This window comes from Actinomadura soli, from assembly GCF_005889715.1.
In the GTDB taxonomy this organism is placed as follows: domain Bacteria; phylum Actinomycetota; class Actinomycetes; order Streptosporangiales; family Streptosporangiaceae; genus Spirillospora; species Spirillospora soli.
In genome coordinates this window covers 1-25,419 of sequence record NZ_VCKW01000124.1, presented here as the reverse complement: position 1 = coordinate 25,419, position 25,419 = coordinate 1, and the positions used below count along the sequence as shown (strand labels likewise).

Below are 25,419 nucleotides of genomic sequence, written 5' to 3'. Positions count from 1 at the left end.
GCCGCCGCCCGCGCGGGCGACGCTCCCCCGCACGTTCGCCGCGATGATGGCGCGCGAGGGGCGCGTCATGCGCAAGAACTTCGTGTCCACGTTCACGCGGGTCCTGGTGCAGCCGGTGATGTTCGTGTTCGTGTTCGCCTACGTCCTGCCGAAGCTCGGCGGCGGCGCCATGGCGGGCGGTCCCGGCGGGCCGACGTTCGCCACGATCCTCGTGCCCGGGCTGGTCGGCTCGTCCATCATCATGCAGGCTATGATGGCGGTGATCTTCCCGCTGATGATGGAGCTGAACTGGCAGAAGTCGATCACCGACCGGGCGCTGGCCCCGGTGCCGATCCCGCTGCTGGCCGCCCAGAAGATCATCGCCGCGGCCGCGCAGGGCCTGATCGGCGGGCTCCTGGTGTTCCCCGCGGTGCTGCTCATCCACGCCGAGGGGCAGGCGCCCAAGGTGCACGTGGACAACTGGCCCGTCCTGATCCTGGTGATGGTCGCCGGGTCGCTGCTCTCGGCGGCGGGCGGGCTGCTGCTGGGCACGCTGATGAACCCGCAGAAGGTCCAGGTGCTGTTCGCGATGGTGCTGCTGCCGATGACCATGCTCGGCTGCGTGTACTACCCGTGGTCGGCGCTGGAGGACATCCGCTGGCTCCAGATCGTCAGCCTGTTCAACCCGCTGGTGTACGTGAGCGAGGGCCTGCGCAGCGCGCTGACGCCGGACGTCCCGCACATGCCGGCGTGGGCGTTCCTCCTGGCCATCCTCGGCGGGACGATCCTGCTGACCTGGGCGTCGATGCGCACCTTCACCAAGCGCGTACTCACCTAGCTTGCCCAGGGGGCGACCCCCTGGAACCCCCGTCGCGAGCCGGTCGATCCTCACGCCACGGTTGCGGGTTTCGTGACCGTGCGGGTTTTTGATCGTGGCGCTCCGGTCGCCCGGCTCGTCGGGTCGTGCGACCTCCGGCGCTGGGCGCCTCCGGCCGCACGACCCGTGGACCCGGCTGAGGTCTTGTCGTGGTGGGGGTTCTACATCGGGTCGGTCTCTGTTAGGCCGGTCGTTCCGTCTATGCGGAGCCAGCGGGTGATTTTCAGGGTTCGTAGGAACGGGACGTCGTGGCTTACCACGATCAGGGCGCCTTGGTAGGCGGTGAGGGCTTGGGCCAGCTGGGCGGTGCTCGCCATGTCCAGGTTGTTCGTCGGCTCGTCCAGCAGGAGCAGTTGCGGGGCGGGCTCGGCCAGCAGCAGGGACGCGAGGACCGCGCGGAAGCGTTCGCCGCCTGAGAGGGTCCCGGCGGGCTGCTCGGCGCGCGCGCCGCGGAACAGGAACCGTGCCAGCCCGGCCCTGATCTCGGACGGCTTCGCCGACGGGGCCCGCTCGCGGACGTTGTCGACGACGCTGAGTTCCTCGTCGAGGACGTCGAGCCGCTGCGGCAGGTACCGGACGCCGTCCACACCGATCCTGACGGTCATTCCTTCGGGGACGCGGTCGCCGGTCAGCGCCCGCAGGAACGTGGTCTTGCCGGAGCCGTTCGGGCCGGTCAGCGCGATCCGCTCCGGGCCCTGGAGGATCAGCTCGGTGAGGGTGCCGATCTCCGGCACGGGCGCGGCCAGGCCGGTCACGGTCGCGACCGTCCGCCCGGCCGGGACGCGGGTGGCGGGTAGCTTGACGCGGATCTCGGCGTCCTCGCGGAGCGCGTCCTCCGCCTCGCTGAGCCGGTCGCGGGCGCCGGAGAGGCGCTCCTCGTGCATGATGCGGTGCTTGCCCGCCGACACCTGCGCCTGCCGCTTGCGCTCCCCCATCACGATCTTCGGTTCGCGCTTGCTCTCCTCCATCTTGGCGCCGTAGCGCCTGCGGCGGGCCAGCTTGACGTGCGCCTCCACCAGGTCGCGCCGCTGGCGCCGCACCTCGGTCTCGGCGGCGCGGACCGTCCGCTCCGCGGCCTCCCGCTCGACCGCGAGCAGCTCCTCGTAGGCGGACAGGTTCCCGCCGAACATCCGGACGGCGCCGTCGCGCAGGTCGGCGATCTCGTCGACCCGGTCGAGCAGCTCGCGGTCGTGGCTGACGACGACGAGCACGCCCGTCCAGGACGCGACCGCGTCGTACAGGCGGCGGCGGGCGTCCAGGTCGAGGTTGTTGGTCGGCTCGTCCAGCAGCAGGACGTCCGGGCGGGCGAGGAACTTCGCGGCGAGGCCGACCATCACCGCCTCGCCGCCGGACAGGGTCGGGACGGTCCGGTCCAGGTCCAGGTGGTCGAGGCCGAGCCGGTCGAGTTCGGCGCGGGCGCGTTCCTCGACGTCCCAGCCGTCCCCGACGGCGGCGAAGTCGGCGTCGGTGGCCTCGCCGCGCTCGATGGCGTGCAGCGCGGCGCGGACCTCGCCGATGCCGAGCAGGCCGGCGACGGTCGCGGTGCCGTCCAGGACGAGGTTCTGCGGGAGGTAGCCGACCTCCCCCTCGACGGTCACGGTGCCGGACGCGGGACGCAGCTCACCGGCGATGATCTTCAGCAGGGTGGACTTGCCGGAGCCGTTGACGCCGATCAGGCCCGTCCGGCCGGCGCCGAACGCGACGTCCAGGTCGTCCAGGACGGCGGTGCCGTCCTCCCAGGCGAACGAGAGGTCCGAGCAGACGATGGCGAAAGACATAGGGAGGGCCTCCATGGTGATGAGCAGATGCGGGACGCATGGAGACACCGCGGGCCGCGCGACGCGCCGGCGGGCATGGAAAAGCCCGGCGAGACGGGAGTCCGTACTGAGGTCACGTGCGCGGGCCGATGGACGGCCGGTGCGCGGTGTCGGACCTCAGATCCTCAATGGACTCCCCTGCCGGGCGGCGATGTGACGTCGGCCAGGCTACCTGATAACGGGCGGCAGACGCGAGCGCGCGCCCCGGGGCGAGGCCCGGGGCGCGCGTTCGGTTTTCGTCGGTCAGGCGCCGCGTGGGACGGCGCCGGTGCGTTCGGACGCCGAGGCGACGGCTCCGGCGCGGGCCCGCGACGTCTCCTCCGCGGTGAGCGTCCGGTCCGGGGCGCGGAACCGCAGCGTGTAGGCGAGCGACTTGCGGCCCTCGCCCACCTGCTCGCCGGTGTAGACGTCGAACAGCCGGATCGCCTCCAGCAGCTCCCCGGCGCCTTCGCGGAGCGCCGCCTCCACCTCGGCGGCGGGCACCGCGTCGTCGACGATCAGCGCGACGTCCTGCGTGGCGACGGGGTAGCTCGACACGTGCGGCGCGCGGACGGTCGCCGGGTCGCCGAGGCGGCGAAGTTCCAGCTCCATCGCGCACGACCGCGAGGGCACCCCGTACGCCTTCGTGACGCGCGGGTGCAGCTCGCCCGCGTGCCCGACGAGCGTGTCACCCGCGTAGAGCGCGGCGCAGCGGCCCGGATGCCACGGCGCGTGCTGGTCGGCCTTCACCGTCAGCTCGACGCCGACCTCGCGGGCCACCGTGCGGGCGGCCTCGATCGCGTCCGCCCAGAGCGCCGGACGGCCCCCGCCCCACCAGCCGGACGGCTCGCGCTCGCCGGACAGCACGACCGCGACCCGGTGCGGCTGGTCGGGCAGCGCCGCCTGGAGGGCGGCCAGTTCGTCGGCCGTCGGGCCCCGGTCGACCGCCAGGCGCGGCGCCCGCTCCGGCGCGTCCGGGTGCGGGCGGAACACCACGCCCAACTCGTACAGGGCGGTGTCGCCGAAGCCGCGTCCCACGTTCAGCGCCAGCACCTTGAGCAGGCCGGGCAGCAGCGTGGTCCGCAGCAGCGGCTCCTCCTCCGACATGGGGTTCGCCAGGCGCAGTGTGCGGCGGCGCGGGTCGTCGGCGGGAAGGTGCAGGGCGTCCCAGTCCTTCTCTGCGACGAACGGGAACGCCAGCGCCTCGACGTACCCGGCCCCGGCCAGCGCGCGGCCGACGCGGCGGCGCAGCCGCTGCCGGACGGTCAGCCCCTTCCCCTTGATCGGGCGCGGCGGCCTGGCCGGGATGTTCTCGTACCCCTCCAGCCGGATGACCTCCTCGGCGAGGTCGTTCGGGTCGGTGAGGTCGGGACGCCACGACGGCGGCGTGACCGTGAGGACGTCATCGCCCTCGACGGTGCAGCCGACCTGCTCCAGCCGCCGCACGACCACGTCCCGTCCGTAGGTCACACCCGCGACCTTGTCGGGGTGCCCGGCGGCGATCGTGACCGTGACCGGCTCGACGGGCGCCTCGGCGTGCGTGACGCCGGGCATGACCTCGGCGCCGCCCAGCTCGGCGAGCATCCGCACCGCCCGGTACGACGCGTACAGCGGCAGCTCGCGGTCGACGCCGCGCTCGAACCGGTAGGACGCCTCGCTGTGCAGCCGGTGGCGGCGGCTCATCCGCGCGGTGCCGATGTCGTCGAAGTGCGCGGCCTCGATGACCATGTCGGACGAGCGCTCGTCGATCTCGGTGGCGAGGCCGCCCATCGTGCCCGCCATGGAGATCGGGCCCGACTCGTCGGTGATGAGGATGTCCTCCGGGTCGAGGGTCCGCATGACGTGGTCGAGCGTCTCCAGCTTCTCGCCGGGGGCGGCGCGGCGCACCACGATCGGGCCGGTGAGCTTGCCCCGGTCGAACGCGTGCAGCGGCTGCCCGAGCTCCAGCATCAGGTAGTTGGTGATGTCGACGGCCAGCGACACCGGACGCATCCCCGCGCGGTGCAGGCGGACCCGCATCCACAGGGGGGTCTGCGCGTCCGGGTCGAAGCCGCGCACCTCGCGCAGCACGAACCGGTCGCACGCGGTCGCGTCGGCAATGCTCGCCGGATACGCCTCCCCACCGTCCTCCAGCCCCCGCCCACCACCATTCAAAGGACGAGCTCCGCTCGACCCTCTCTTCGGGGGCAGATCCACGTGAGCCGGGTCTTTGAACGGGACGCCGTAGGCGGTGGCGGCCTCGCGGGCGATGCCGCGGATCGACAGGGCGTAGCCGCGGTCGGGCGTGACGGCGATGTCGAGGACGTCGTCGCGCAGCCCGAGCAGCTCGATGGCGTCCGCGCCGACGGGCGTGTCCGGCGGCAGGACGAGGATGCCGCTGTGGGCGTCGCCGATGCCGAGCTCGGTGACCGAGCAGATCATGCCCTCCGACACGCGGCCGTAGGTCTTGCGGGCGCCGATCTCGAACCCGCCGGGCAGCACGCCGCCCGGCAGGATGACGACCACGTGGTCGCCGGCCGCGAAGTTCGTCGCGCCGCAGATGATGTTCTGCGGCTCGCCGGTGCCGTTGGCCTTGCCGACGTCGACCCGGCAGTAGCGGATCGGCTTCTTGAACTCGGTCAGGTCCTCGAACGAGAGGACCTCGCCGACGACGAGGGGGCCGGTGATGTCGGCGCCCGCCTGCTCGACGGTCTCGACCTCCAGGCCCGCCGCGATCAGCTCGGCGGCCAGCGCGCGGCCCGTGACGCCGGCCGGAAGCTCGGCGTACTCGCGCACCCAGGAAAGCGGGGCCCGCATCAGATCTCCATCCCGAACGGGAGGGTGAACCGGACGTCGCCCTCCACCATGTCGTACATGTCCTCCACGCCGTGCCGGAACATCAGCGCCCGCTCGACGCCCAGCCCGAACGCCCAGCCGCTGTAGCGGTCCGGGTCGACGCCGCAGGCGACCAGCACCCGCGGGTTGACCATGCCGCAGCCGCCGAGCTCGATCCAGCCCTCCGAGCTGCACGTCCGGCAGGGCGCGCCGCCCGGCTCCGCGGACGCGCCGCGGCACACGAAGCACTGCATGTCGACCTCGCCGGACGGCTCGGTGAACGGGAAGTAGTACGGCCGGAACCGCGTCTTCAGCCCCTCGCCGAACATGCCGGACACGAACGCGTCGATGCCGCCGCGCAGGTCGGCCATGGTGAGGCCCTCGTCGACGGCGAGCCCCTCCAGCTGGTGGAAGACGGGGCTGTGCGTGGCGTCCAGCTCGTCGGTGCGGAACGTGCGTCCGGGCGCGACCACGTACACCGGCAGCTCGCGCGACAGCAGCGACCGGATCTGCATCGGCGAGGTGTGCGTGCGCATCACCAGGCCGGACCCCTCCGACTCGACGAAGAACGTGTCCTGCATCGTGCGGGCGGGGTGGTCGGGCAGGAAGTTGAGGGCGTCGAAGTTGAACCACTCCGCCTCGACCTCGGGGCCTTCGGAGACCTCGAAGCCGAGCGAGACGAAGACGTCCGCCATCCGCTCCTGCATGGTGGTCAGCGGATGCCGGGCGCCGCGCGGGGCGCGGTCCCACGGCAGGGTGACGTCGACGGTCTCCTCGACGAGGACGCGCTGGTCGCGCTCGTCCTCCAGCTCGCCCTGGCGCTTCTTGACGGCCTGGGCGACGGCGCCGCGGGCGGCGCCGATGCGCTTGCCGGCGTCGGCGCGGGCCGCGGGCGGCAGCGCGCCGATCTCGCGGTTGGCGAGCGCCAGCGGCGAGCGGTCGCCGGCGTGCGCCAGGCGGACCTGCTTCAGGTCGTCGAGGTCGGCCGCGGCGGCGATGGCGGCGAGGGCCTCGTCGCGGGCCCGTTCGAGCTCTTCCGGCTGCAACGCGGACACCTCGACGGGATCGTAGGACTTGTTGGGTGCAGACATGGCTGTGTGATCGACTCCGGTCGGCGTGGGACGCCCGCAGTCTAGTGCGCGGGCGGTGAAGATCCGGAAAGCGTGCGCGAAACGCGCTGGCCCGCCCAGGCACCCTGGCGACCGGCCGTCCCGGCGATACGCGCCGGGCTCAGGTGGCGTAGTCGGGGGCCCCTGCGGGCACGGTAAATCGGAATTCGGCGCCGCCGCCGGGCGCCCGCCGCACGGTGATCACGCCGCCGTGCGCCTCGACGAGCCCCTTGACGATGTAGAGCCCGAGGCCGGTGCCGCCGCGGCGGTTGCCGCCGGGGCCGCGCCAGAACTGCCGGAAGACGCGCGGGACGGCCTCGGGCGGTATGCCCTCGCCCTCGTCGCGCACCGACACGGCCGCTCCCTCCTTGTGCGCGTCCGGCTCGACCACGATGGTGACCGTCCCCGCACCGTGGCGCACCGCGTTCTCGACCAGGTTACCGAGGATCTGGTCCATCTTGTCGGGGTCGAGCCACATCTCCGGCAGCACGCCGCGGGACTCGAACCTGAACCGGTCCTCCGGCTCGCCCGCCGCGACCCGGCCCGCGATGACCTTGCGGACCTCCTCGGGCAGGTCGACGACCTGGCGGTGCATCTCCAGCCGGCCGGCCTCGATGCGGGACACGTCCAGCAGCTCGGTGATCAGCCGGGTGACGCGGTCGGCGTCGGCGTTGACGGTCTCCAGCATCACGCGCTTCTGGTCGTCGTTGAAGCGGTGCCATTTGGCGAGCAGCGTCGCGGTGAACCCCTTGACGCTGGTCAGCGGGGACCGGAGCTCGTGGGCGACGGTGGAGACGAGGTCGGCGCGGTCGCGTTCGCGGCGGGCGCGCTGCAGGGCGTCGCGCAGGCACACCGTGAAGCGCTCCACCCGGCCGTCGCCGTCGCGCCGGTAGGCGGCCGTCACCAGCACCTCGGCGCCGCCGGGCAGGAACAGCACGCGCTCGGGGTGGCGGGTGCGGGTGGACAGGCCGTCGTAGGGGGCCAGGCACTTCCACCAGTCGCGGCCCTCGGCGTCGTGCAGCGGCAGGACGTCGCGGAAGTCGCGGCCCAGGGCGGACGCGGCGGTGACCCCGGTCATCCGCACCGCGGCGGCGTTGAACATCACCACGCGGGCGTCGCGGCCGGCGACCATCAGGCCGTCGGGCAGGTCGTCCGGCGGGACGCCGCCCGGCCCGGGCGCGGGACCGTCCGCGGAACCCTCTGCGGGCGCGCGTGCGGCCACGCGAGGGGGTTCCTCTCCGCCCACAGCGGCCTCCAGAGCACCGAAGAGAACGCGGCCTGTCGAGAAGAGACTCTAGCCGCAGTCGGGCGTCTTGCGGGACCCGCAAAGCCCTCTGCGGCAAGGCATGTGTGGCCCTCGGGCGGGGTTCCGGCGGCCCCGGAACGCCCTTTCACCAGGAACCATGTCGGCGGGGGCGGCGGACCTCACCTGGACGTGGTGGACGAGTCGTGCTCGGCGAGCGCGGCGGCCACGTCCGGGTGGACGGCGAACAGGCGGTCCAGCCCCGTGATGCGCAGCAGCCGCAGCTGGGCCGGACGGACCCCGGCGAGCGAGATCTCACCGCCGGACACCGCGATCCTGTTGTGCGCGCCGACCAGGGCGCCGAGCCCGGCCGCGTCGCAGAACGCGACGGCGGAGAAGTCGACCACCAGCCGGCGCGGGCCCTCGCCGCGCGCCTCGACGAGCCGCGCGCACAGCGTGTCGGCCGTGCGCAGGTCGATCTCGCCGGTCACCACGACGACGGCGGACTCGCCCCGCACCATCGCGAGCTCGACCTCCAGCTCGCCCGCGACGCCCGGATCCTGGGCGGCGGGGAACTGCGGCGCCGCGAGCGACGGGCCGGTGGTGCGGGCCGTCCGGCACCTCACCTCCGGTCCGCGCCGGCCCGCCCTCCTGGCCGGCCTGATGTCCTCGCTCATCACTTCGCCCCCACTCTGCACGGCATCGTCGCCGCACCTGGTAAACGCACTGATCAACACGGTAAGCACCGGGCCTACCTGGGCGGATCCATCGCCCGGCCCGTCTCCGGCTCCTACCTGCGGACGAGTCCGGCACGGTGGCAGGCCCCCCGGCCGCCGCCCGCGCGCAGCTCATCTTCGCAGCTCACCGGCCGGAAGGCGGCAGCAAAGGCGACCGATTGCGGCCATCCGATCACGGATCGCACAGAACCGCCGCGACCGGCGGCATGTGCGGTCCGTCACGTCCCGCGCTGGGCGCGGGCCGAGGCATAGAGGCATACGGCCGCGGCCGTCGCCAGGTTCAGGCTCTCGGCGCGCCCGTGGATCGGCACCCGCACGACCTCGTCGACATGCCGGAGGATCTCCTCGGGCAGGCCCCACGCCTCGTTCCCGAACACCCAGGCGGTGGGACGCGCCAGCAGCCCGCCGTCGATCGCGTCGTCGAGGGTGCGGTCGCCGGCGCCGTCCGCGGCGAGGACGGTGAGCCCGGCGGCCTTCAGCTCGGGGATGAGCTCGTCGAACCGCGGGCCGACGACGACCGGCAGGTGGAACAGGCTGCCCGCCGAGGCCCGCACGCACTTGCCGTTGTAGGGGTCGACGGACGCGTCGGTGAACACCACGGTCTCCGACCCGGCGGCGTCGGCGGTGCGCAGCACCGTGCCCGCGTTGCCGGGGTCGCGGACGTGCGCGAGGACGGTCACCAGCCGCGGGCCCGCCTCCAGCGCCTTGCCCAGCGGCACGTCCACGAACTCGCAGACCGCCAGCAGCCCCTGCGGGGTGACGGTCTGCGCGAGCTCGGCCATGATCTCGCCGCTGACGCGCAGCACCGGCGCGCCGGTGCGCTCGGCGGCGAGGACCAGGTCGGGGTGGCGGGCCTCGGCCTCGGCCGTGGTGAACAGCTCGGCGAGGCCGCCGGGGATCTCCAGCGCCTCCCGCACCGCCTGCGGCCCCTCGGCGAGGAACCGGTTCTCGCGGCGGCGGAAGGCGCGTTTGGCGAGCCGTCGAGCGGCCTTCACCCTCGGTGACCGCAGGGAGGTCAGCTCGCGGCCCGCCATATCGCTCCGCCCGCCCGTGTCCGGGAGACCCGGATCAGGCGGCCTCCGTGCTTCCCTCGGCCGGGAGCGCGTCCTTGGCGACCTTGACCAGGGCGGCGAACGCGGGCGCGTCGTTGACGGCGAGCTCGGCGAGCATGCGCCGATCGACCTCGACGTCCGCGGCCTTCAGGCCCTGGATGAACCGGTTGTAGGTGATGCCGTTGGCGCGGGCCGCGGCGTTGATCCGCTGGATCCACAGCCGGCGGAACTGGCCCTTGCGGTCCTTGCGGTCCCGGAACGCGTAGGTCATCGAGTGGAGCTGCTGCTCCTTGGCCTTGCGGTACAGGCGCGAACGCTGACCGCGGTAGCCGCTCGACCGCTCCAGGACGACCCGACGCTTCTTGGCGGCGTTGACCGCCCGCTTCACGCGTGCCACGTGCTGAACTCCTTCGTGGGGGCCGGGGCCGTCCGGGCCTCGGCCGGTCGCTGATGTTCCTGGTCGAGTGCTACTTGCGCAGCAGCTTCTTGATGTTCTTGGCGTCGGCGTCGGCCACCACGGCCGGGCCGCCGAGCCGCCGGGTCCGCTTGGACGGCTTGTGCTCGAGCAGGTGGTTGCGGTTGGCGCGGCGGCGCATCACCTTGCCGGTGCCGGTCAGCTTGAAGCGCTTCTTGGCACCGCTGTGGGTCTTGGTCTTCGGCATGGTCGCCGTCGTCTCCCTGTTGTCCCGGCCCCCGTGCGGACGGCACGGGGGCGTACCTGATCGGCGCATCGCACGGGTCCGTCCGCTCGGATCCGTGGGGCGCACCAGGTCAGGCTTCAATGTACGTGCGCCGTGACCCCGCTCTGCGCGAGGACGCGGAGGTGGGACCGCCCCCGAGGCCGCTGAGCCGGGCCCCGGCTCGTCGCGGGCCGCGTACGGTCCCGGCGGCCTTAGGCGGTGCCGGCTTCGGTCTCCTGCCCGCGGGCCGTCTTCTTCTTGTGCGGACCGATCACCATGATCATGTTTCGGCCGTCCTGCTTGGGCCGCGACTCGACGAAGCCGAGCTCCTCGACGTCGTCGGCGAGCCGCTGCAGCAACCGGTACCCGAGCTCGGGACGGGACTGCTCACGACCGCGGAACATGATCGTGACCTTCACCTTGTCCCCGGCCTTCAGGAACCGCACCACGTGACCCTTCTTGGTCTCGTAGTCGTGCGGGTCGATCTTCGGCCGGAGCTTGATCTCCTTGATGACCGTGTGCGCCTGGTTCTTCCGCGCTTCCCGGGCCTTCATCGCGGACTCGTACTTGAACTTGCCGTAGTCCATGAGCCTGGCGACGGGCGGGCGCGCGGTGGGCGCCACCTCGACGAGGTCGAGGTCCGACTCACGCGCGATTTCAAGGGCCTTGGCGATGGGCACGATGCCCACCTGTTCGCCGTTCGGGCCGACGAGCCGGACCTCAGGCACGCGGATGCGGTCGTTGATACGCGGTTCGGCGCTGATGGGACCTCCTTGGGGCCGTTCTCACGTCGTTGGACCGGTCGTACCCCGAGGCTCCCACGAAAAAAGCCCCGCACGACTCACGCACGGGGCCACCTTCGGTCTCCCCGGCCGGCTGAGCCGCCCAGGGACGACGGCGCCACGGGCATGTGCCCGCTCGCCGGACCGAGACCCACCGGCCTGCCAGGCCGGTCAGGTGGGAGGTGGCCTCCGCTTGTGCGCCCAGCGCTCGCTCCCTTTTCGGTCACGCGCGTAGGGCCGGTCGGCCACAAAGACTACCATCTGTTAGGGCCTAATGCGCCATGCCCTGGCCGTCCTCGTGGGACCCGCGTGAGGTACGCCACCCTCCTCAACGGCGGAGACGTCCAGCCCATTCCCGGGCCCGGTCGGCCGGGCGGGACGCGACCGGTCGTCCCTGCCCGCTGTGGCCGCGACGATGAGGCGAGGGGCATTGGGCCCGGCGGACCTCTCGGCATCACGGCCGCGCCTTGTTACGGTGAAGCGAAGACGGCCCCTCCAGCCCCCACCCACCGCCAATCAACGGACGGGCTCCGCTCGACGCCCGGTGGGGCCGGCACCAAGGGAGGTAGTTCCCGCGATGCCCTCGGTCAAGGCCGGCACGGCCGGTCCCCTCACCGCCTTGTCCCCGATCGGTCTGGCGTTCGCCCAGAAGGCGTTCATCGTCTCCGGCGGGCGGCTGCTGCTCGTCCGGAAGTCGGCGTCCGACCCGTTCCACCCCGGCCGCTGGGAGGTGCCCGGCGGGCGGCTGGAGGTGGAGGACGACCTGGATTTGGACGACCACATCCGCCGGGAGGTGTGGGAGGAGGTCGGCCTCAAGATCGACCCGGGGCCGCCGTTCCATCTGTGGCAGTGGTTCATGCCCGACCGCTCGGCGATCGCCGGTGGCGGTCAGATCCGCGTGGTCGCGGCGGCGCGGCGGTGCAGGCCGGTGACGCTCGACGCCACCCTGGAGAACCAGGACACCGGCGACCACCTGGACGGCTGCGCCTGGGTGCCGCTGCCCGAGGTGAGCGCCTACGACCTGATCCCGAGCCTGCGTCCGGTGATGCGGGCGTTCCTGCTCGCGCCCGGCTGACCCCGCCGAAGGACCAGCAGACGACATGGCCTCGTCCCGATCGCCGGCGGAGTGGCCCGGCCTGAACGGCGTGGACGGCGTTGACAGTGGGGACGGCGTGGACGGCGTGGACGAGCGCCGCTTCGACGTCTTCGTCATCGGGGACGTGGGGATCGAGGTCCGCGCGACGCTGCCGGACGTCCGGTTCGCGGAGGTGGACGCCGACCGGCTCACCTACGCGCCGGCGCGGGCGATCGTCGCCGGGACGGCGGTCAACCTGGCCCGGTGCGCCACCCGCTACTTCCGCCGGGTGGGCGTGCTGGGCAAGATCGGCGACGACGACTTCACGCCGGTGATCCGCCGGGAGCTGCGGCGGATCGGGGCCGACGACCATCTGCGCGTCGAGCCCGGGATCCCGAACGGGGTGTCGGTGATGCTGCGCGGCCGTCCGGACGGCCGCCGCCCGGACACGGGGCCGGGGGTGCGGCTGCTGGTCGTCCAGGAGGAGCCGCCGGGGCGGCGCCTCACCGCGGCGGAGGTCCGCTCGGCGGCGGCCGGGATCGAGGCCGCGGACGTGCTGGTCACCGACGGGTACTCGCTGCTGTCCCCGGTGTCGAGGACGGCGCTGCACACGGCGGCCCGGATCGCCCGCGACGCGGGGACGAGGGTGGCGTTCGACCTCGTCCCGCACGACGTCGACGCGCGGCTCCCGGCGGACGAGGTACTGCCGATGCTGGCGCTCGCCGACCTCGTCATCTCCGAAGCACCCACGCTGGCGCGGCTGCTCGGGAGCGCGGCCGCGGTGCACGAGGTGCGGGAGCTGCTCCCGGTGCTGGACCGGGCGGTGCCGGGCCGTCCGCTATGGCTGCTGCGCTTCGGCGACACGTCGCTGGAGCACGCGCTCGCGTACCAGCGGGACGGGCTGCTGATGGAGTACCCGACCGGTTACGGCGACGGCGTGGAGCGCGCCGGGTTCGGTGACCGGCTGGCGGCGTCGGAGCTCTACTGGTGGCTGTCGGGCGGGTCGTCCGCGTCCGGCGGGGAGGCCGCCGCTCCGCGCAGCGCCTGAAGGGTGCGGAGGAAACGGCGCCTGCTGGCCGGAAGCCCGAACGTCTCCTGCCAGCGCCATGTGCCGTTCTGCCCGGCGGCCGTGACCGCCCAGCGCAGGAACTGGCTCCGGACCCCGTCACCGGGATGGACGGTCGCGACGCCGTCCTCCTCGATGAGCAGGTAAGAGCGGCCGGTGCGCAGGAAGGCCCGGAGCGCGGCGTGGTCGGCAGGCGCTGCCGGGAGGCCGCGTCCTTCCACGATCGTCCGGACGCCGGGTGTGCCGGGGAGGAAGTGCCAGTGGGCGTGGTCGATGCACGCGCCTCCGCCTTGGGAGCTCGCCGGGCCGTGCTCGAACAGCAGCAGTTCGCGCGTCCCGTAGGCCCGGTCGTACAGGCGGGCGACGCGGTCGCGCCATCGCAGGGCGCGTTCCCACAGCGCCGGGCCGAACGCTGCGGCGCACTGGTGGTGTTCGCGGGTCACCAGCAGGACGTGCCCCTCGGCGAGCGGCGCCACGTCCGGCATCAGGAGGAAGTCGGCGTCGCGCGCGATGACGCCGGACTCCCCCGGCAGGTCGGCCATGCCGTTGAACCGGAATCGCAGGGGCGGGCACAGGACGCATTCGTGGACGGGCGCGGTCCACGCCGTCGGCTCGGCCAAGCCTCCTCCAGCTTCACGGGTCGCGGGGAATCGCTCGCCTTCCAGCGTGCCCGGCGCCCGCGCGGGCGATCCTCGTCGCCACGGTTGTGTACGGGCGCGGACAGCGACATCAGGCGCAAGGGGTACGGGGATTGACTTTGCGGGCACATAAGGAACAGAAGGCAGAATCGTGAACCAGACACCCCAGCTCCCCGCACCGGCGCCGCGCGCCGACCCGCCCGCCGCCACGCCCCGGCCACGGGTCCGGCTGTGGCGCGGCGCGTCCCGTCCGAGCGAGGACGCGGCCGTCATCGACATGGCGGTGCTCGACACCCGGCTGAACGAGTCGCTGGACGTCCTGCGCGACGCCTACGCCCCCGCCCTCGGCACCGGCGGCGGCTGGTACCACGAGCTGACGAGGCCCGAGCCCGGCACGACCGCGACCGCCCTCGGGCTGCTGGCGTTCGTGGAGGCGGGCCGTCCGTTCGAGCACTTCGACGACGGCCTGGCGTTCCTCGCCGCCCGCCAGACGAGCTCCCAGGACGCGCTCCGGGACGGCGGCTGGGCCACCAAGACCAGCCTTGGCATGCCGGTCGTGGAGGCGACCGGCTGGATCGCGCGGTTCCTGGCCCGCGCCCGCTGCGACCTTCGCGACGACGCCCCCGACCTGAGGCGCGCCTACCACTGGCTGCTGCAGAACCAGAATCCGGACGGCGGCTGGGGGTCGCTGCTCGGCTGCCAGTCCCGGGTGTGGCTGACGTGCCTGGCGCTCCGCGCGCTCAGCCAGCTCAACCCGTACGACCCGGCGGTCGACCGGGGTGTGGAGTGGCTCACGGCGGACCGGACCGCGCACCGCCCCGGCTGGGGGCCGACGCAGGCGTCCAGGCCGACCGTCACACACACGGCGTTCGCGCTGGTGACGCTGGCGGAGGCGCGTCCGGACCTGCGGTCCGAGCGGCTGCTGGACGCCTACGACTGGCTCCTCGCCAACCTCGACCCGGACGACGAGCACACCTGGATCGAGACCTACGACGTCTCGCCCCAGGGCGCCGGGTCGAAGCCGGTGTGGCGGCTGGCGCTCTGGCACCACGGGCTGCCGATCGCGCTCACGGCGCTGCTGCGGGACCCGCGCGGCCCGCACGGCCCGGCCGTCGCCCGCGCGTTCCGGACGCTGACCCGCGGCGAGGTCGCCGGCCCGCGCTGGAACGGCTACCCGGGCAGCGGGCGCACCTCCCTGTGGACGCTGTGGTGGCGCCTGGAGACCCTGATCGCGCTCGCCCGGCTCCCGCTCGCCGGGAGCGCCGACGTGGTGCACTGGCTGCCGGACGCGGCGGTCGTGCAGCGCGCCCACGCGCGGGAACGTCCGCTGGCCGACCTGCTGCCGAACCGCCGGCTGGTCGACCCGGTGGCGCTCGCGCGGCGGCACTGGGCAGCGTCCCTGCTGGTCCTGGTGTGCCTGTGCAGCGCGTTCGGCGTCGCGGCCGGCATCTGGGGCTGGAAGGACTTCTGGCTGAGCGTGATCCTGCCGGTCGTCCTCACCGGCGTCAACGAGTCGATGAGGCGGCGCCGCACCCAGCGCGGCCCGCCCTGACCCGGGTCAGGACCGGCGGGCCAGCTCCGCTTCCCCGGCGGCGCGCATCGCCTCCACGGGGACGTCCTCGCGGCCGGTCATCAGCGCCACCTGCCGGACGGCCTGGTGCAGGAGCATCGCGAACCCGCCGACGACCGTCCCGCCGGCCCGCTCCACCGCGTCCGCGAGCGCCGTCGGCCACGGCGCGTACACCACGTCGAACAGGGCCGCGCCGGACGCGGCGACCGGCCCGGCGAACGCGTCGGCCGCCCGTCCGGGCAGCGTCGACACCACCAGCTCGGCGGGCAGGTGCGCGGTCGCCGTGTCGAGCGGGACGACCCGGACCGCGAGCCCGAACCGCTCCCCCACCCGCGCGGCCTCGGCGGCGCGCCCGGGCGTGCGGGCGGCGAGGACGGCCTCGTCCGTCCCGAGCCCGGCGAGCGCGGCCAGCGCGGACGCCGCCGTCGCGCCGCCGCCGAGCACCAGCGCGGACGAGGGCGCCTTCAGACCCGCCTCGGTCAGCGCCGTCACGATGCCGTGCACGTCGGTGTTGTCGCCGTGCCGCCGCCCGTCCCGCAGGACGATCGTGTTGGCGCCGCCGACCTTCACCGCCAGGTCCGACACCGTGTCGACCAGGCCGAGCGCGACCCGCTTGAGCGGCATCGTCAGCGACAGCCCCGCCCATTCGGGGCCGAGGCCGTCCAGCAGCCCGGCCAGGCCGTCCTCGCCGCACTCGACGGCGTCGTAGGTCCAGGCGTCCAGGCCCATCGCCGCGTACGCCGCGCGGTGCAGCACCGGCGACAGCGAATGCGCGATCGGCGACCCCAGCACGGCGGCGCGCCGCGTCGTCTCCCCTGTCACTGCCCCGGGTGCGCCTTCTGCCAGGCCCGGAACTTCTTCTCCAGGCGCAGCCGCTCCGCCTCCGTCGTGGCGAACTCGGTGATCTTGTTGGTGGGGTCGGTGGCGATGAAGAACAGCCACGTCCCCTCCTCCGGGGTGAGCGCCGCCTCGATCGCCTCCGGCCCGGGGCTGGCGATCGGGCCCGGCGGCAGGCCCTTGTGCTTGTAGGTGTTGTACGGCGAGTCGACCTGCAGGTCCTGGTTCGTGACCGTGAGCGTCCGCTTGTTGAGCGCGTACAGCACGGTCGTGTCGAACTGGAGCGGCATGCCCTTCTCCACCCGGTTGTAGATCACCTGGGAGATCCTCGGCAGGTCGCTGGGCTTGCCGCCCTCCGCCTGGACGAGGCTGGCCAGCGTGATGACCTTCGCCGGGTTCATGCCCGCCTCGCGCGCCTTCCCGACCAGGTCGACGCTCTGCGCCTCCTCGTTGAAGCGGGCGACCATCTGCTTGAGGATCTGCTCGGCCGAGCCGTTCGGGTCGAGGTCGTAGCGTCCCGGGTAGAGGTAGCCCTCGACCTTGCCCTTCGCGTACGGGGGCAGCCCGAGCGCTTCAGGCTTCTTCGCGGCCGTCTGGAACTCCTTGACCGAGATGCCGGTCTTCTTCGCCAGCAGCTCGTAGGTCTCGACGGCCCGGCGGCCCTCCGGGATCGTGATCTGGTTGCCGGCGCGGGACTTCGGGTCCAGCAGCAGCGCCATCGCCGCGGCCGACGACATCCTCAGTCGCATCTGGTAGAAGCCCGGCTGGATGCTGGCGGCGCGCGCCTCCTTCGTGTACGCCTGCACGAACGCGCGGGAGCTCTTCACCACGCGGTGCTCCTCCAGCGTCGCCCCGATCACCGAGCCGCTCGCGCCGTCCTTGATCTGTACGGTGACCTTCCCGGAGCCCTGGCCGTCGTAGTCCGGCGGGTGGCGCTTGTCGTCCAGCCACGCGTACCCGAGGACGCCGCCGGTGCCGAACACCGCGACCAGGAACGCCAGGGCGAACAGGGCGGCGGCGCGGCTGTTGCGCCTGCGCCGCTTCTGCCGCTTGCGGACGCGGCGCTGATCGCGCCTGCCGTACCGCTCGTCGTACGGGCGGCCGTCGCCGTACGGGTCTGAGAAAAGGTCCAAGTCGTTCATGAGCTTCCCCGGACGATCTCGCCTGGGGGACGCCCAGTCAACCGTTCCGCGTCAAGGGCCGCCTGGAGCAGGACGGCCGCGGCCGCCTGGTCGACGACCGCCCGCCGCGCCCTGCCGTGGACGCCCCCGGCGCGCAGGCCGCTCTCGGCCGTCACGGTGGTGAGCCGCTCGTCGTGCAGCCGGACCGTGTCCGGGGGAAGCCGGTCGGCGAGCCTGGCCGCGAACCTGCGGGCCGCCTCCGCGGCCGGGCCCTCGCGGCCCGACAGCGACGTCGGCAGCCCCACGACCACCTCGATCGCCTCGTGCTCGGCGACGAGGGCCACGATCCGGTCGACGTCGCCCTTGCCGCTCTTCACGGTCTCCAGCGGCGACGCGAGGATCCCGCCGGGGTCGCAGCGCGCGACCCCGATCCGGACACTCCCCACGTCTATCCCCAACCGGGTGCCCCGCCTCATCGCCTCGCCCCCGCTCGGCGGGCCGGTCCCGGTGTCCTTGCCCCGAAATCCCGGGCTCACGCGGCCCCTACGGCCTGTTCTACCGCGGCGAGGGCGTCGCCGATGGCGGACGGGTCGGCACCGCCGCCCTGGGCGAGGTCGTCCTTGCCTCCGCCGCCGCCGCCGAGCGCCTTGGCGGCGAGCCCGACGAGCGCGCCCGCCTTGAGGCCCCGGTCGCGGGCGCCCCCGGTGACGGCGACGACCACGACGGGACGGTCCTTCGGCACGCCGGCGACCATCACGACGGCGGGCCGGGACGTGAGGCGGCCGCGGACGTCGACGGCGAGCTTGCGCAGGTCGTCGGCGCCGGTGCCGTCCGGGGCGCGGTGCCCGACGAACGCGATGCCGTTGACGTCCTCGGCGCCGTCGGCGAGCGACCCCGCGATGGCGAGGACCTGCTGGGAGCGGAGCTTGTCCAGCTCCTTCTCCGCGTCCCTGAGCCGCGTGACGATGCCCGAGACGCGCTCGGGCAGCTCCTCCTTGCGGGCCTTCATCTGCTCGGCGAGCTGCGCCACGAGGACGCTCTCGCGGGCGAGGAACCGGAACGCGTCGATCCCGACAAGGGCTTCGACGCGGCGGACCCCGGCCCCGATGGACGACTCGCCCAGCACCTTGATCAGGCCGAGCTGCCCGGAGCGGGCGACGTGCGTGCCGCCGCACAGCTCGCGGGAGTAGTCGCCGACCTCGACGACGCGGACCTCGTCGCCGTACTTCTCGCCGAACAGCGCGAGCGCGCCCATCGCGCGGGCCTCGTCGATCGAGGTGTGGAACGCGCGGACGTCCAGGTCGCCGACGAGGACCTCGTTGACCTCGTCCTCGACATCGCGGAGCACGGTCGCGGGGACGGCGCCGGACGCGGTGAAGTCGAACCGGAACCGGCCCGGCGAGTTCTCCGACCCGGCCTGCGCGGCGGACTCGCCCAGAGCGCGCCGGAACCCGGCGTGCACCAGGTGGGTCGCGGTGTGCGAGCGGGAGATCGCCCGGCGGCGCTCCACGTCCACCTCGGCGTGCGCGGAGTCGCCGGCCTGGGCCTCGCCGCTGACGACGCGGCCGCGGTGCACGACGAGCCCGGCGAGGGGGGACTGCACGTCCGTGACCTCGATGACGGCGCCGTTGCCGAGCCTGATCAGGCCGTGGTCGGCGAGCTGCCCGCCGCCCTCGGCGTAGAACGGGGTGCGGTCGAGGACGACCTCGACCTCGGTGCCCTCCCCGGCCGCGGGCGCGTTGGCGCCGCCCACCAGCAGCCCGACCAGGCGGGCGTCGCCGAGCAGGTGCCGGTAGCCGATGAAGTCGACCTTGCCGCCGGCGCCGGTGAGCAGCTCGTCGAGGACGGACACGTCCAGGTTGCCGGTCCTCTTGTCGCGGGCGTCCTTCTTGGCGCGCTCCCGCTGCTCGCGCATGAGGCGGCGGAATCCGTCCTCGTCCACCTGGAGGCCCTGCTCGGACGCCATCTCCAGGGTCAGGTCGATCGGGAAGCCGTAGGTGTCGTGGAGCTTGAACGCCTGCTCGCCCGCGAGCGTCGTGGAGCTTGAACGCCGGGTCTCCTCGACGGCGGTGTCGAAGATGGCGGTGCCGGTGCGGAGCGTCTGGAGGAAGGAGTCCTCCTCGGCGTCGATGACCGTGTGGATGTTCGCGGCCGTGCGGACCAGCTCGGGATACTGCTCGCCCATCGCGGTGATCGCGACGGCGGTCAGCTCGTGCATGAGGCCGGCGTCCTCGCCGCCGAGGAGGCGGAGGTTGCGGATGGAGCGGCGCAGGATGCGGCGCAGCACGTAGCCGCGGCCCTCGTTGCCGGGGCGGATGCCGTCCGCGACCATCATCGTCCCGCTGCGGACGTGGTCGGCGATGACGCGCAGCGACACGTCCGCGCGGTGCTCGCGGCCGTACCGGGCGCCGGTCAGCTCCGCGGCGCGGTCGAGGACGCGCCACAGGGTGTCGGTCTCGTAGATGTTGTCGACGCCCTGCAGGATCGCCGCCATGCGCTCCAGGCCCATGCCGGTGTCGATGTTCTTGGCGGGCAGGTCGCCCAAGATCGGGAAGTCGGTCTTGCTCTCCCCCGGGCCCCGCTCGTACTGCATGAAGACGAGGTTCCACACTTCGAGGTAGCGGTCCTCGTCGGCGACCGGTCCGCCCTCGCGGCCGTGCTCGGGGCCGCGGTCATAGTAGATCTCCGAGCAGGGCCCGCACGGGCCGGGGACGCCCATCGACCAGAAGTTGTCCTCCATCCCGCGCCGCTGGATGCGGTCGAGGGGGACGCCGACCTTGTCGTGCCAGAGGCCGGCGGCCTTGTCGTCGTCGGTGAAGACCGTCACCCAGAGCTTGTCCTCGGGGAACCCGAAGCCGCCGTCGTCCCGGGACCGGGTCAGCAGCTCCCAGGCGAACGGGATCGCCTGCTCCTTGAAGTAGTCGCCGATGGAGAAGTTGCCCAGCATCTGGAAGAACGTGGCGTGCCGGGTGGTCTTGCCGACCTCTTCGATGTCGGGCGTCCGCACGCACTTCTGGGCGCTGGTCATCCGCGGCGACGGGGGGGTGCGCTGGCCGAGGAAGTACGGCTTGAACGGGACCATGCCGGCGTTGACCAGCAGGAGGGTCGGGTCCTCGGCGACCAGGCTGGCCGAGGGCACCACCGTGTGCCCGCGCTCCTCGAAGAACGTGAGGAAGCGGCGTGCCACCTCTGCCGACTCCATGATCAGTGGCCATCCTTGTCGTGGTCGATGTGATCGATGATCGTGTAACGCGCTCTCAGCACCCGGCGAGGTTGCGAGAGCCCGGCGTCCGGCGGGGCCTGGTCCATGCGGACGGCCTCGCGCAGCTCCTCCTCGCGGGCCCTCATCTCCGTACGGACGTCGGACGCGAAATGCCTCAGCCGTTCGCCCGCGCCCTGCCCGGTCGACACCGCGCGCGCCGCGACGCCCTCCGGGGACCAGGCCCGCGTGAACCGCACGACGCGGCGCTTGACGCGGTGCGAGACGTAGACGCCGGCGCCCGCGCCGACGGAGAGCCAGAACAGCCGCTTCATCTGCGTCCCCTGCCCGAGGACCGGGCCTGCAGCTCCGGCCGCGCGGCCCGGGACCGGCCGTTGCGGGAACGCCTCTGGCGGGGCTCGTCCTGCCGGGGCCGGTCCTGCTGGGAGCGGGCGTCGCCGGAGTGGCCGGTGTCGTCGCCTTCGCGACCGCCGAGGGCCTTGCGGACGCCGTAGGAGAAGGCGGCGGCCTTCACCAGCGGGCCGCCCACCACCGAGGTCATGACGGTGGTGACGGCGGAGACGTTCTGGGTGACGCCCGCGACCTGCTTGGTGATGACGTCGGTGCGGCCGAGCTGCTCGTTGGCGCGCCGGACCGTGCGGGCCATGTCGTCCATCAGGGGGCCCGCCTGGTCGCCGATGTCGCGGACGACCTCGCCGGCCTCGCGGAGGAGACGGGCGAGCCTCAGCAGGGTGATCGCGATGAACGTGACGAGCACCGCCCAGAAAACGGCCACGATGAGACCTGCGAGCTGTCCACCAGTGAGCATCAGGGCTTTCCGTTCGTGCGGTTCCGGCTCTCCGCGCCGGGCATGGCCTGATCGACCTTACCGGTCCCCCGCACCGCGTGGCGGGAGCACCGGCCGGACAAGATCGATCAGCGGCGGTCGCGTCCCTCGCCGGGCGAGCCGCGCAGGACGGACCGTATCCGCGCGAGGACCTCGGTGAACCGGGCCTCGGCGCCGTGCCGGGTCGGCCGATAGTACTCCCGCCCGTCGACCGAATCGGGCGCATACTGCTGTTTCACCACTCCGCCGGGGTGGTTGTGCGCGTACTTGTAGCCCTCCCCGTGCCCGATCTTCGCCGCGCCCTTGTAGTGCGCGTCGCGCAGATGCCCGGGGACGGGCCCGACCAGGCCCTTGCGCACGTCGCCGAGCGCCTCGTCCACGGCCGTGATGACCGCGTTCGACTTGGGCGCCAGGGCGAGGTGGATCACGGCCTGGGCGAGGTTGATGCGGGCCTCGGGCAGGCCGACGAACTCCACCGCCTGCGCCGCGGCGACCGCGGTCGGCAGCGCGGTCGGGTCGGCCATGCCGACGTCCTCGCTGGCGTGGACGATCAGCCGCCGGGCGATGAAGCGCGGGTCCTCCCCGGCCTCGATCATGCGGGCCAGGTAGTGGAGCGCGGCGTCGGGGTCGCTGCCGCGGATGCTCTTGATGAACGCGCTGATGACGTCGTAGTGCTGGTCGCCCTCGCGGTCGTAGCGGACGGCGGCCCGGTCGACGGCCTTCTCCAGGACGCCGACGTCGATCGCGCCGCCGTCCTCGACGACGAGGGACGCGGCCTCCAGGTAGGTGAGGGCGCGGCGGGCGTCGCCGCCCGCCAGCCGGACGAGGTGGTCCTCGGCGGCGGGGTCGAGGGTGACGGCGCCGTCCAGGCCGCGCTCCTCGGCGAGCGCCCGGTGGATCACCTGGCGCAGCTCGTCCTCGCCGAGGGGCTCCAGGGTCAGCAGCAGCGACCGCGACAGCAGGGGGCTGATGACGGAGAAGAACGGGTTCTCGGTGGTGGCGCCGATGAACGACACCCAGCGGTTCTCCACGGCGGGGAGCAGCGCGTCCTGCTGGGCCTTGTTGAACCGGTGGACCTCGTCGACGAACAGGACGGTCTGCCGCCCGGCCATGCCGAGCTCGCGGCGGGCCAGGTCGATCTCGGCGCGGACGCGCTTGACGCCGTCGCTGACCGCGGAGATCTCCACGAACCGCCGGGACGTGACGTGGCTGACGACCGTGGCGAGGGTGGTCTTGCCGGTGCCGGGCGGGCCCCACAGGACGAGCGACATCGGCACGTCCCGGTCGACGAGCTGGCGGATCGGGGTGCCGGGGCCGAGCAGATGGGCCTGCCCGACGACCTCGTCCAGCGCGCGGGGGCGCATCCGCACGGCGAGCGGCTGCCGCACGTCCGCCCCGCCGGACGCCGCCGGGGCGCCCGCCGCAGGCACAGCCGGCCCGCGCTCCGGGACCGGCGCGTCGAAAAGGCCCTCCGGCTCGCCCGATTCCGCCCTGCTGGTCACGCTCCGACACTATCTCGCGGCGCCGACATCGCCGGACGCACGGCTTCCCACCGCCTAAGCTCCGGGCGTGGGGAACCCGGGGCCGGGCTCCCGCGTTGGAACGGCGCGAAAGTCGCATTCAGGAGCGTGACGGTGTCCGGTACGACCCCGCGCAGGCGCCACGGGCCGGCAGGGCTGCTCGTGGTGCTCTTCGTCGTGGGCGGGCTGATCTTCAGCTACGGGCTGCGGCACGGCCCGGTGGACCGCGTGTGCACCGAGCACGCCGTGAGCGTGCCCGTGGCCGTCGCGTCCGCGGCCACCGGCCATCACACCCCCGGCTCCGGTGGTTCGGCGCTCCACGGCCTTCACAGGCTCGCTGACAAGGAATTGACAGCGCCCCTGAAGGACCGGCCCGCGCAGACGCCGATGGACGCGTGCCTGTGCCTGGCGGCCCTGTTCACCCTCGTCCTGCTCGGCCTGGCCGTCGCGCTGCGCCGTGCGGCCGCTCGCCTGCCCGCCCGCGTCGGCTGGACGCTCCTCCCCGCCGCCGCGCGCACGTCCAGACCCGTGTTCCGGCCCGCTCTCCAGGTGCTCCGGCTGTGACAGACCGGCCGTAAGGCCGCCCGCACCCGCCGTATCGACGTCCACCGCGATGCGGCGCTGCCCTTCTGTCCGACATCCAGCCACAGCATCGAGAGGACCGCTCTCATGTCCAAAAGCGCCCGCAACAAGGACGCCCGCAAGCCGAAGGACGCGCTCACGCAGCGCGAGACGCCATGGGGCGCCATCGCCTTCTTCACCCTGATCGGCCTGGTCGCGACCGTCGCCATCGGTTATGCGTTCATGCAGTCCAGGCCGTCGTCCGCGGACGGTTCCGCGTCCATCGCCGGAATGGTGATCAAGGACGACCTGGGCCGTAACCACACCTCAAGCCCCGTCGACTACGCCAACAACCCGCCCATGGGCGGCGACCACGACTCCGCCTGGCAGAACTGCAACGGCCGCGTGTACGACACACCGCTGCGCAACGAGAACGCCGTGCACTCCCTGGAGCACGGCGCCGTCTGGATCACCTACCGCCCCGGCCTGGCCGCCGCCCAGCTCGACGCCCTCAAGGCCAAGGTCACCGGCACGGACTACACGTTCCTGAGCCCGTACCCGTCGCTGGACGCCCCGATCGCGCTGAGCGCCTGGGGCCGCCAGATCAAGCTCCAGGACGCTTCCGACAAGCGCGCCGACGAGTTCCTGCGGGCCTTCGTGAAGGGCCCGCAGACCCCCGAGCCCGGCGCACCGTGCGACGGGGCGAAGGACACGCCGTGACCCAGGACGCGCGGCGGGGACGGCGCGTCACCGTCGTCCTCGCCGCCCTCGTCCTCCTCACCGGCGCGGCGCTGGTGGCGCTCACCGTGTCCCGCTCGGGCGGGCCGGCCAGGGACGGCCCGGAGGCGGGGTTCGCCCGCGACATGAGCGCCCACCACGCGCAGGCGGTGCGGATGTCGTTCATCGTCAGGGACCGGACGGACGACCGCGACGTCCGGCTGCTGGCCTACGACATCATCAGCACCCAGTCCGCGCAGATCGGCATGATGACCGCCTGGCTGGACGAGTGGGGCCTCCCCAAGACCGACCCGGCAGGCCCCATGCGGTGGATGTCGGGGCACGGCGGCCACCCGGGAGCGTCCGCGGCGATGCCGGGCATGGCGACGCGGGAGCGGCTCACCGACCTGGAGAAGGCGTCCGGCCGCGCCGCCGAGGTCCTGTACCTGCGCCTGATGGCCGCCCACCACCGCGGCGGCGTCGCCATGGCCGAGGCGGTGCTGGCCCGCACGGACCACGACCGGGTGCGCCGCCTCGCGCGCACGATGGTGGAGGGTCAGCGCTCCGAGATCACTTTGATGAACGAGATGCTCCGGCGGCGGGGCGGCCCCGCGGCCTGACCCGCTCGGCCGGACGAGGGAGGCGACCTTCGCGATAGCGCTTGACAGGCCGGTCGGATCGCGCGTCACTGACCAGATGGCTCAGAACCTCAGCGGCTACCACCGGGCCCTCGACATGTTCGAGGGCCTGGTCGCCGGCGTCTCCCCGGACGGCTGGGACGCGCCGTCGCCCTGCGCGGGGTGGACCGCCCGGGACGTCGCCGGCCACGTCACCGGCGGGCAGCACCTGGTCCGGGCCCTGGCCGCCGAGGACCCCGTGCCGGACGTCAGCCACGACCCGTCCCGGTTCGTCCCGGGGGACGTGCTGATGAGCTGGCGGACGGCCCGCAAGGAATGCACCGCCGCGCTGACCCCGGACGCCCTGAAGGCCCCCATCCCCTTCGGCGCCCTGGGCCACCTGCCGCTGGCCGACTACCTGGAGGCCTACATCCTGGAGCCGCTCGTCCACGCCTGGGACCTGGCCCAGGCGACGGGCCAGCCGTCACACCTCGACCCGGACCTCGTCCACCACGCCTTCGCCACCGCCCAAGTCGTCTCGGCCCCCCTCAGGGCGAAAGGCCAATTGGCCCCGCCCCTCCC

25 protein-coding genes are annotated in these 25,419 nt (G+C 73.2%); 8 read left to right on the top strand and 17 right to left on the bottom strand.

Features of this window, described 5'->3' with window-relative positions; all coding sequences use genetic code 11:
- Positions 1 to 817, top strand: an 817-nt coding sequence (locus ETD83_RS23145) for an ABC transporter permease (RefSeq protein WP_138647249.1), incomplete at its 5' end; no start/stop codon positions are given.
- A 200-nt stretch (positions 818 to 1,017) separates the two neighbouring features.
- Here ETD83_RS23145 and ETD83_RS23140 read toward each other — a convergent pair.
- From ETD83_RS23140 to infC, 9 genes are all read right to left on the bottom strand, one after another.
- Positions 1,018 to 2,634, bottom strand: a complete 1,617-nt coding sequence (locus tag ETD83_RS23140; RefSeq protein ID WP_138647248.1) for an ABC-F family ATP-binding cassette domain-containing protein — start codon at positions 2,632 to 2,634, stop codon at positions 1,018 to 1,020.
- Between the two features lie 282 nt (positions 2,635 to 2,916).
- Positions 2,917 to 5,448 carry a phenylalanine--tRNA ligase subunit beta gene (gene pheT / locus ETD83_RS23135; RefSeq protein WP_138647247.1) on the bottom strand — a complete coding sequence of 844 codons (2,532 nt, stop codon included), beginning with the start codon at positions 5,446 to 5,448 and terminating at the stop codon, positions 2,917 to 2,919.
- On the bottom strand, positions 5,448 to 6,557 hold the full coding sequence (pheS, locus tag ETD83_RS23130; protein ID WP_138647246.1) for a phenylalanine--tRNA ligase subunit alpha: 1,110 nt from the start codon (positions 6,555 to 6,557) through the stop codon (positions 5,448 to 5,450). Before pheS ends, pheT begins: the two co-directional genes overlap by 1 nt.
- Before the next feature lie 139 nt (positions 6,558 to 6,696).
- Entirely contained in the window at positions 6,697 to 7,797 is a 1,101-nt protein-coding gene (locus ETD83_RS23125; protein ID WP_407921513.1) for a PAS domain-containing sensor histidine kinase, read from the bottom strand.
- Positions 7,798 to 8,000: 203 nt separating this feature from the next.
- Positions 8,001 to 8,495, bottom strand: coding sequence for an STAS domain-containing protein (locus ETD83_RS23120; RefSeq protein ID WP_138647244.1), 495 nt, complete (start codon positions 8,493 to 8,495; stop codon positions 8,001 to 8,003).
- Positions 8,496 to 8,773: 278 nt separating this feature from the next.
- Positions 8,774 to 9,589 (bottom strand): TrmH family RNA methyltransferase, encoded by an 816-nt coding sequence (locus ETD83_RS23115; RefSeq protein WP_138647243.1) that lies wholly within the window; start codon positions 9,587 to 9,589, stop codon positions 8,774 to 8,776.
- Between the two features lie 34 nt (positions 9,590 to 9,623).
- Entirely contained in the window at positions 9,624 to 10,004 is a 381-nt protein-coding gene (gene rplT, locus ETD83_RS23110; protein WP_131967131.1) for a 50S ribosomal protein L20, read from the bottom strand.
- A gap of 70 nt (positions 10,005 to 10,074) precedes the next feature.
- Positions 10,075 to 10,269, bottom strand: a complete 195-nt coding sequence (gene rpmI / locus ETD83_RS23105; protein ID WP_138647242.1) for a 50S ribosomal protein L35 — start codon at positions 10,267 to 10,269, stop codon at positions 10,075 to 10,077.
- Between the two features lie 230 nt (positions 10,270 to 10,499).
- A complete protein-coding gene (infC, locus tag ETD83_RS23100) occupies positions 10,500 to 11,033 on the bottom strand; it encodes a translation initiation factor IF-3 (protein WP_268920484.1) in 534 nt (177 codons plus the stop codon).
- Between the two features lie 613 nt (positions 11,034 to 11,646).
- Here infC and ETD83_RS23095 point away from each other — a divergent pair.
- Both ETD83_RS23095 and ETD83_RS23090 read left to right on the top strand, forming a co-directional pair.
- Positions 11,647 to 12,144, top strand: a complete 498-nt coding sequence (locus tag ETD83_RS23095) for an NUDIX domain-containing protein (protein ID WP_171064385.1) — start codon at positions 11,647 to 11,649, stop codon at positions 12,142 to 12,144.
- Between the two features lie 25 nt (positions 12,145 to 12,169).
- Positions 12,170 to 13,192, top strand: coding sequence for a carbohydrate kinase family protein (locus ETD83_RS23090; protein ID WP_138647240.1), 1,023 nt, complete (start codon positions 12,170 to 12,172; stop codon positions 13,190 to 13,192).
- Here ETD83_RS23090 and ETD83_RS23085 read toward each other — a convergent pair.
- Positions 13,126 to 13,830, bottom strand: a complete 705-nt coding sequence (locus tag ETD83_RS23085; protein ID WP_138647239.1) for an HIT family protein — start codon at positions 13,828 to 13,830, stop codon at positions 13,126 to 13,128. The genes ETD83_RS23090 and ETD83_RS23085 overlap by 67 nt on opposite strands.
- A gap of 169 nt (positions 13,831 to 13,999) precedes the next feature.
- On the opposite strand from ETD83_RS23085, the gene ETD83_RS23080 reads away from it, so the two are divergent.
- Positions 14,000 to 15,400, top strand: a complete 1,401-nt coding sequence (locus ETD83_RS23080) for a prenyltransferase/squalene oxidase repeat-containing protein (RefSeq protein WP_138647238.1) — start codon at positions 14,000 to 14,002, stop codon at positions 15,398 to 15,400.
- A 6-nt stretch (positions 15,401 to 15,406) separates the two neighbouring features.
- Here ETD83_RS23080 and ETD83_RS23075 read toward each other — a convergent pair whose 3' ends face one another.
- The 7 genes from ETD83_RS23075 to ETD83_RS23045 all read right to left on the bottom strand — a co-directional run bounded on the left by ETD83_RS23075 (position 15,407) and on the right by ETD83_RS23045 (position 22,786).
- Complete coding sequence (locus ETD83_RS23075) at positions 15,407 to 16,240, bottom strand: shikimate dehydrogenase (RefSeq protein WP_138647237.1); 834 nt, start codon at positions 16,238 to 16,240, stop codon at positions 15,407 to 15,409.
- Entirely contained in the window at positions 16,237 to 17,397 is a 1,161-nt protein-coding gene (gene mltG / locus ETD83_RS23070) for an endolytic transglycosylase MltG (RefSeq protein WP_138647236.1), read from the bottom strand. Before mltG ends, ETD83_RS23075 begins: the two co-directional genes overlap by 4 nt.
- Complete coding sequence (gene ruvX, locus ETD83_RS23065) at positions 17,394 to 17,852, bottom strand: Holliday junction resolvase RuvX (protein WP_138647251.1); 459 nt, start codon at positions 17,850 to 17,852, stop codon at positions 17,394 to 17,396. The genes mltG and ruvX overlap by 4 nt, the downstream gene beginning before the upstream one ends.
- Before the next feature lie 56 nt (positions 17,853 to 17,908).
- The gene (gene alaS, locus ETD83_RS23060) at positions 17,909 to 20,578 is read right to left on the bottom strand and encodes an alanine--tRNA ligase (protein WP_138647235.1); all 2,670 of its coding nucleotides are present in this window, start codon (positions 20,576 to 20,578) and stop codon (positions 17,909 to 17,911) included.
- Positions 20,579 to 20,580: 2 nt separating this feature from the next.
- Positions 20,581 to 20,910 carry a hypothetical protein gene (locus tag ETD83_RS23055; RefSeq protein WP_138647234.1) on the bottom strand — a complete coding sequence of 110 codons (330 nt, stop codon included), beginning with the start codon at positions 20,908 to 20,910 and terminating at the stop codon, positions 20,581 to 20,583.
- Entirely contained in the window at positions 20,907 to 21,404 is a 498-nt protein-coding gene (locus ETD83_RS23050; RefSeq protein WP_138647233.1) for a DUF948 domain-containing protein, read from the bottom strand. The genes ETD83_RS23055 and ETD83_RS23050 overlap by 4 nt, the downstream gene beginning before the upstream one ends.
- Before the next feature lie 107 nt (positions 21,405 to 21,511).
- Positions 21,512 to 22,786, bottom strand: a complete 1,275-nt coding sequence (locus ETD83_RS23045) for a replication-associated recombination protein A (protein WP_138647250.1) — start codon at positions 22,784 to 22,786, stop codon at positions 21,512 to 21,514.
- Between the two features lie 270 nt (positions 22,787 to 23,056).
- Between ETD83_RS23045 and ETD83_RS23040 the strand changes: the two genes are divergently transcribed.
- The 4 genes from ETD83_RS23040 to ETD83_RS23025 form a co-directional block, all read left to right on the top strand.
- Positions 23,057 to 23,506 (top strand): hypothetical protein, encoded by a 450-nt coding sequence (locus tag ETD83_RS23040; RefSeq protein ID WP_138647232.1) that lies wholly within the window; start codon positions 23,057 to 23,059, stop codon positions 23,504 to 23,506.
- A 105-nt stretch (positions 23,507 to 23,611) separates the two neighbouring features.
- Positions 23,612 to 24,223: a DUF3105 domain-containing protein gene (locus ETD83_RS23035; protein ID WP_138647231.1), complete on the top strand. Its 612-nt coding sequence runs from the start codon at positions 23,612 to 23,614 to the stop codon at positions 24,221 to 24,223.
- A complete protein-coding gene (locus ETD83_RS23030) occupies positions 24,220 to 24,840 on the top strand; it encodes a DUF305 domain-containing protein (RefSeq protein WP_171064384.1) in 621 nt (206 codons plus the stop codon). The genes ETD83_RS23035 and ETD83_RS23030 overlap by 4 nt, the downstream gene beginning before the upstream one ends.
- Positions 24,841 to 24,916: 76 nt before the next feature.
- The coding region (locus ETD83_RS23025; protein WP_138647229.1) for a TIGR03086 family metal-binding protein at positions 24,917 to 25,419 on the top strand (503 nt) is incomplete at its 3' end.

Coding starts and splice junctions, on each gene's coding strand:
- ETD83_RS23035 (WP_138647231.1), top strand. CDS start 23,612: ATGTCCAAAAGCGCCCGCAACAAGGACGCCCGCAAGCCGAAGGACGCG.
- mltG (WP_138647236.1), bottom strand. CDS start 17,397: ATGAACGACTTGGACCTTTTCTCAGACCCGTACGGCGACGGCCGCCCG.
- ETD83_RS23055 (WP_138647234.1), bottom strand. CDS start 20,910: ATGAAGCGGCTGTTCTGGCTCTCCGTCGGCGCGGGCGCCGGCGTCTAC.
- ETD83_RS23120 (WP_138647244.1), bottom strand. CDS start 8,495: ATGAGCGAGGACATCAGGCCGGCCAGGAGGGCGGGCCGGCGCGGACCG.
- pheT (WP_138647247.1), bottom strand. CDS start 5,448: ATGCGGGCCCCGCTTTCCTGGGTGCGCGAGTACGCCGAGCTTCCGGCC.
- ETD83_RS23115 (WP_138647243.1), bottom strand. CDS start 9,589: ATGGCGGGCCGCGAGCTGACCTCCCTGCGGTCACCGAGGGTGAAGGCC.
- pheS (WP_138647246.1), bottom strand. CDS start 6,557: ATGTCTGCACCCAACAAGTCCTACGATCCCGTCGAGGTGTCCGCGTTG.
- ruvX (WP_138647251.1), bottom strand. CDS start 17,852: ATGAGGCGGGGCACCCGGTTGGGGATAGACGTGGGGAGTGTCCGGATC.
- alaS (WP_138647235.1), bottom strand. CDS start 20,578: ATGGAGTCGGCAGAGGTGGCACGCCGCTTCCTCACGTTCTTCGAGGAG.
- ETD83_RS23095 (WP_171064385.1), top strand. CDS start 11,647: ATGCCCTCGGTCAAGGCCGGCACGGCCGGTCCCCTCACCGCCTTGTCC.
- ETD83_RS23140 (WP_138647248.1), bottom strand. CDS start 2,634: ATGTCTTTCGCCATCGTCTGCTCGGACCTCTCGTTCGCCTGGGAGGAC.
- ETD83_RS23050 (WP_138647233.1), bottom strand. CDS start 21,404: ATGCTCACTGGTGGACAGCTCGCAGGTCTCATCGTGGCCGTTTTCTGG.
- ETD83_RS23045 (WP_138647250.1), bottom strand. CDS start 22,786: ATGCGCCCCCGCGCGCTGGACGAGGTCGTCGGGCAGGCCCATCTGCTC.
- ETD83_RS23090 (WP_138647240.1), top strand. CDS start 12,170: ATGGCCTCGTCCCGATCGCCGGCGGAGTGGCCCGGCCTGAACGGCGTG.
- rpmI (WP_138647242.1), bottom strand. CDS start 10,269: ATGCCGAAGACCAAGACCCACAGCGGTGCCAAGAAGCGCTTCAAGCTG.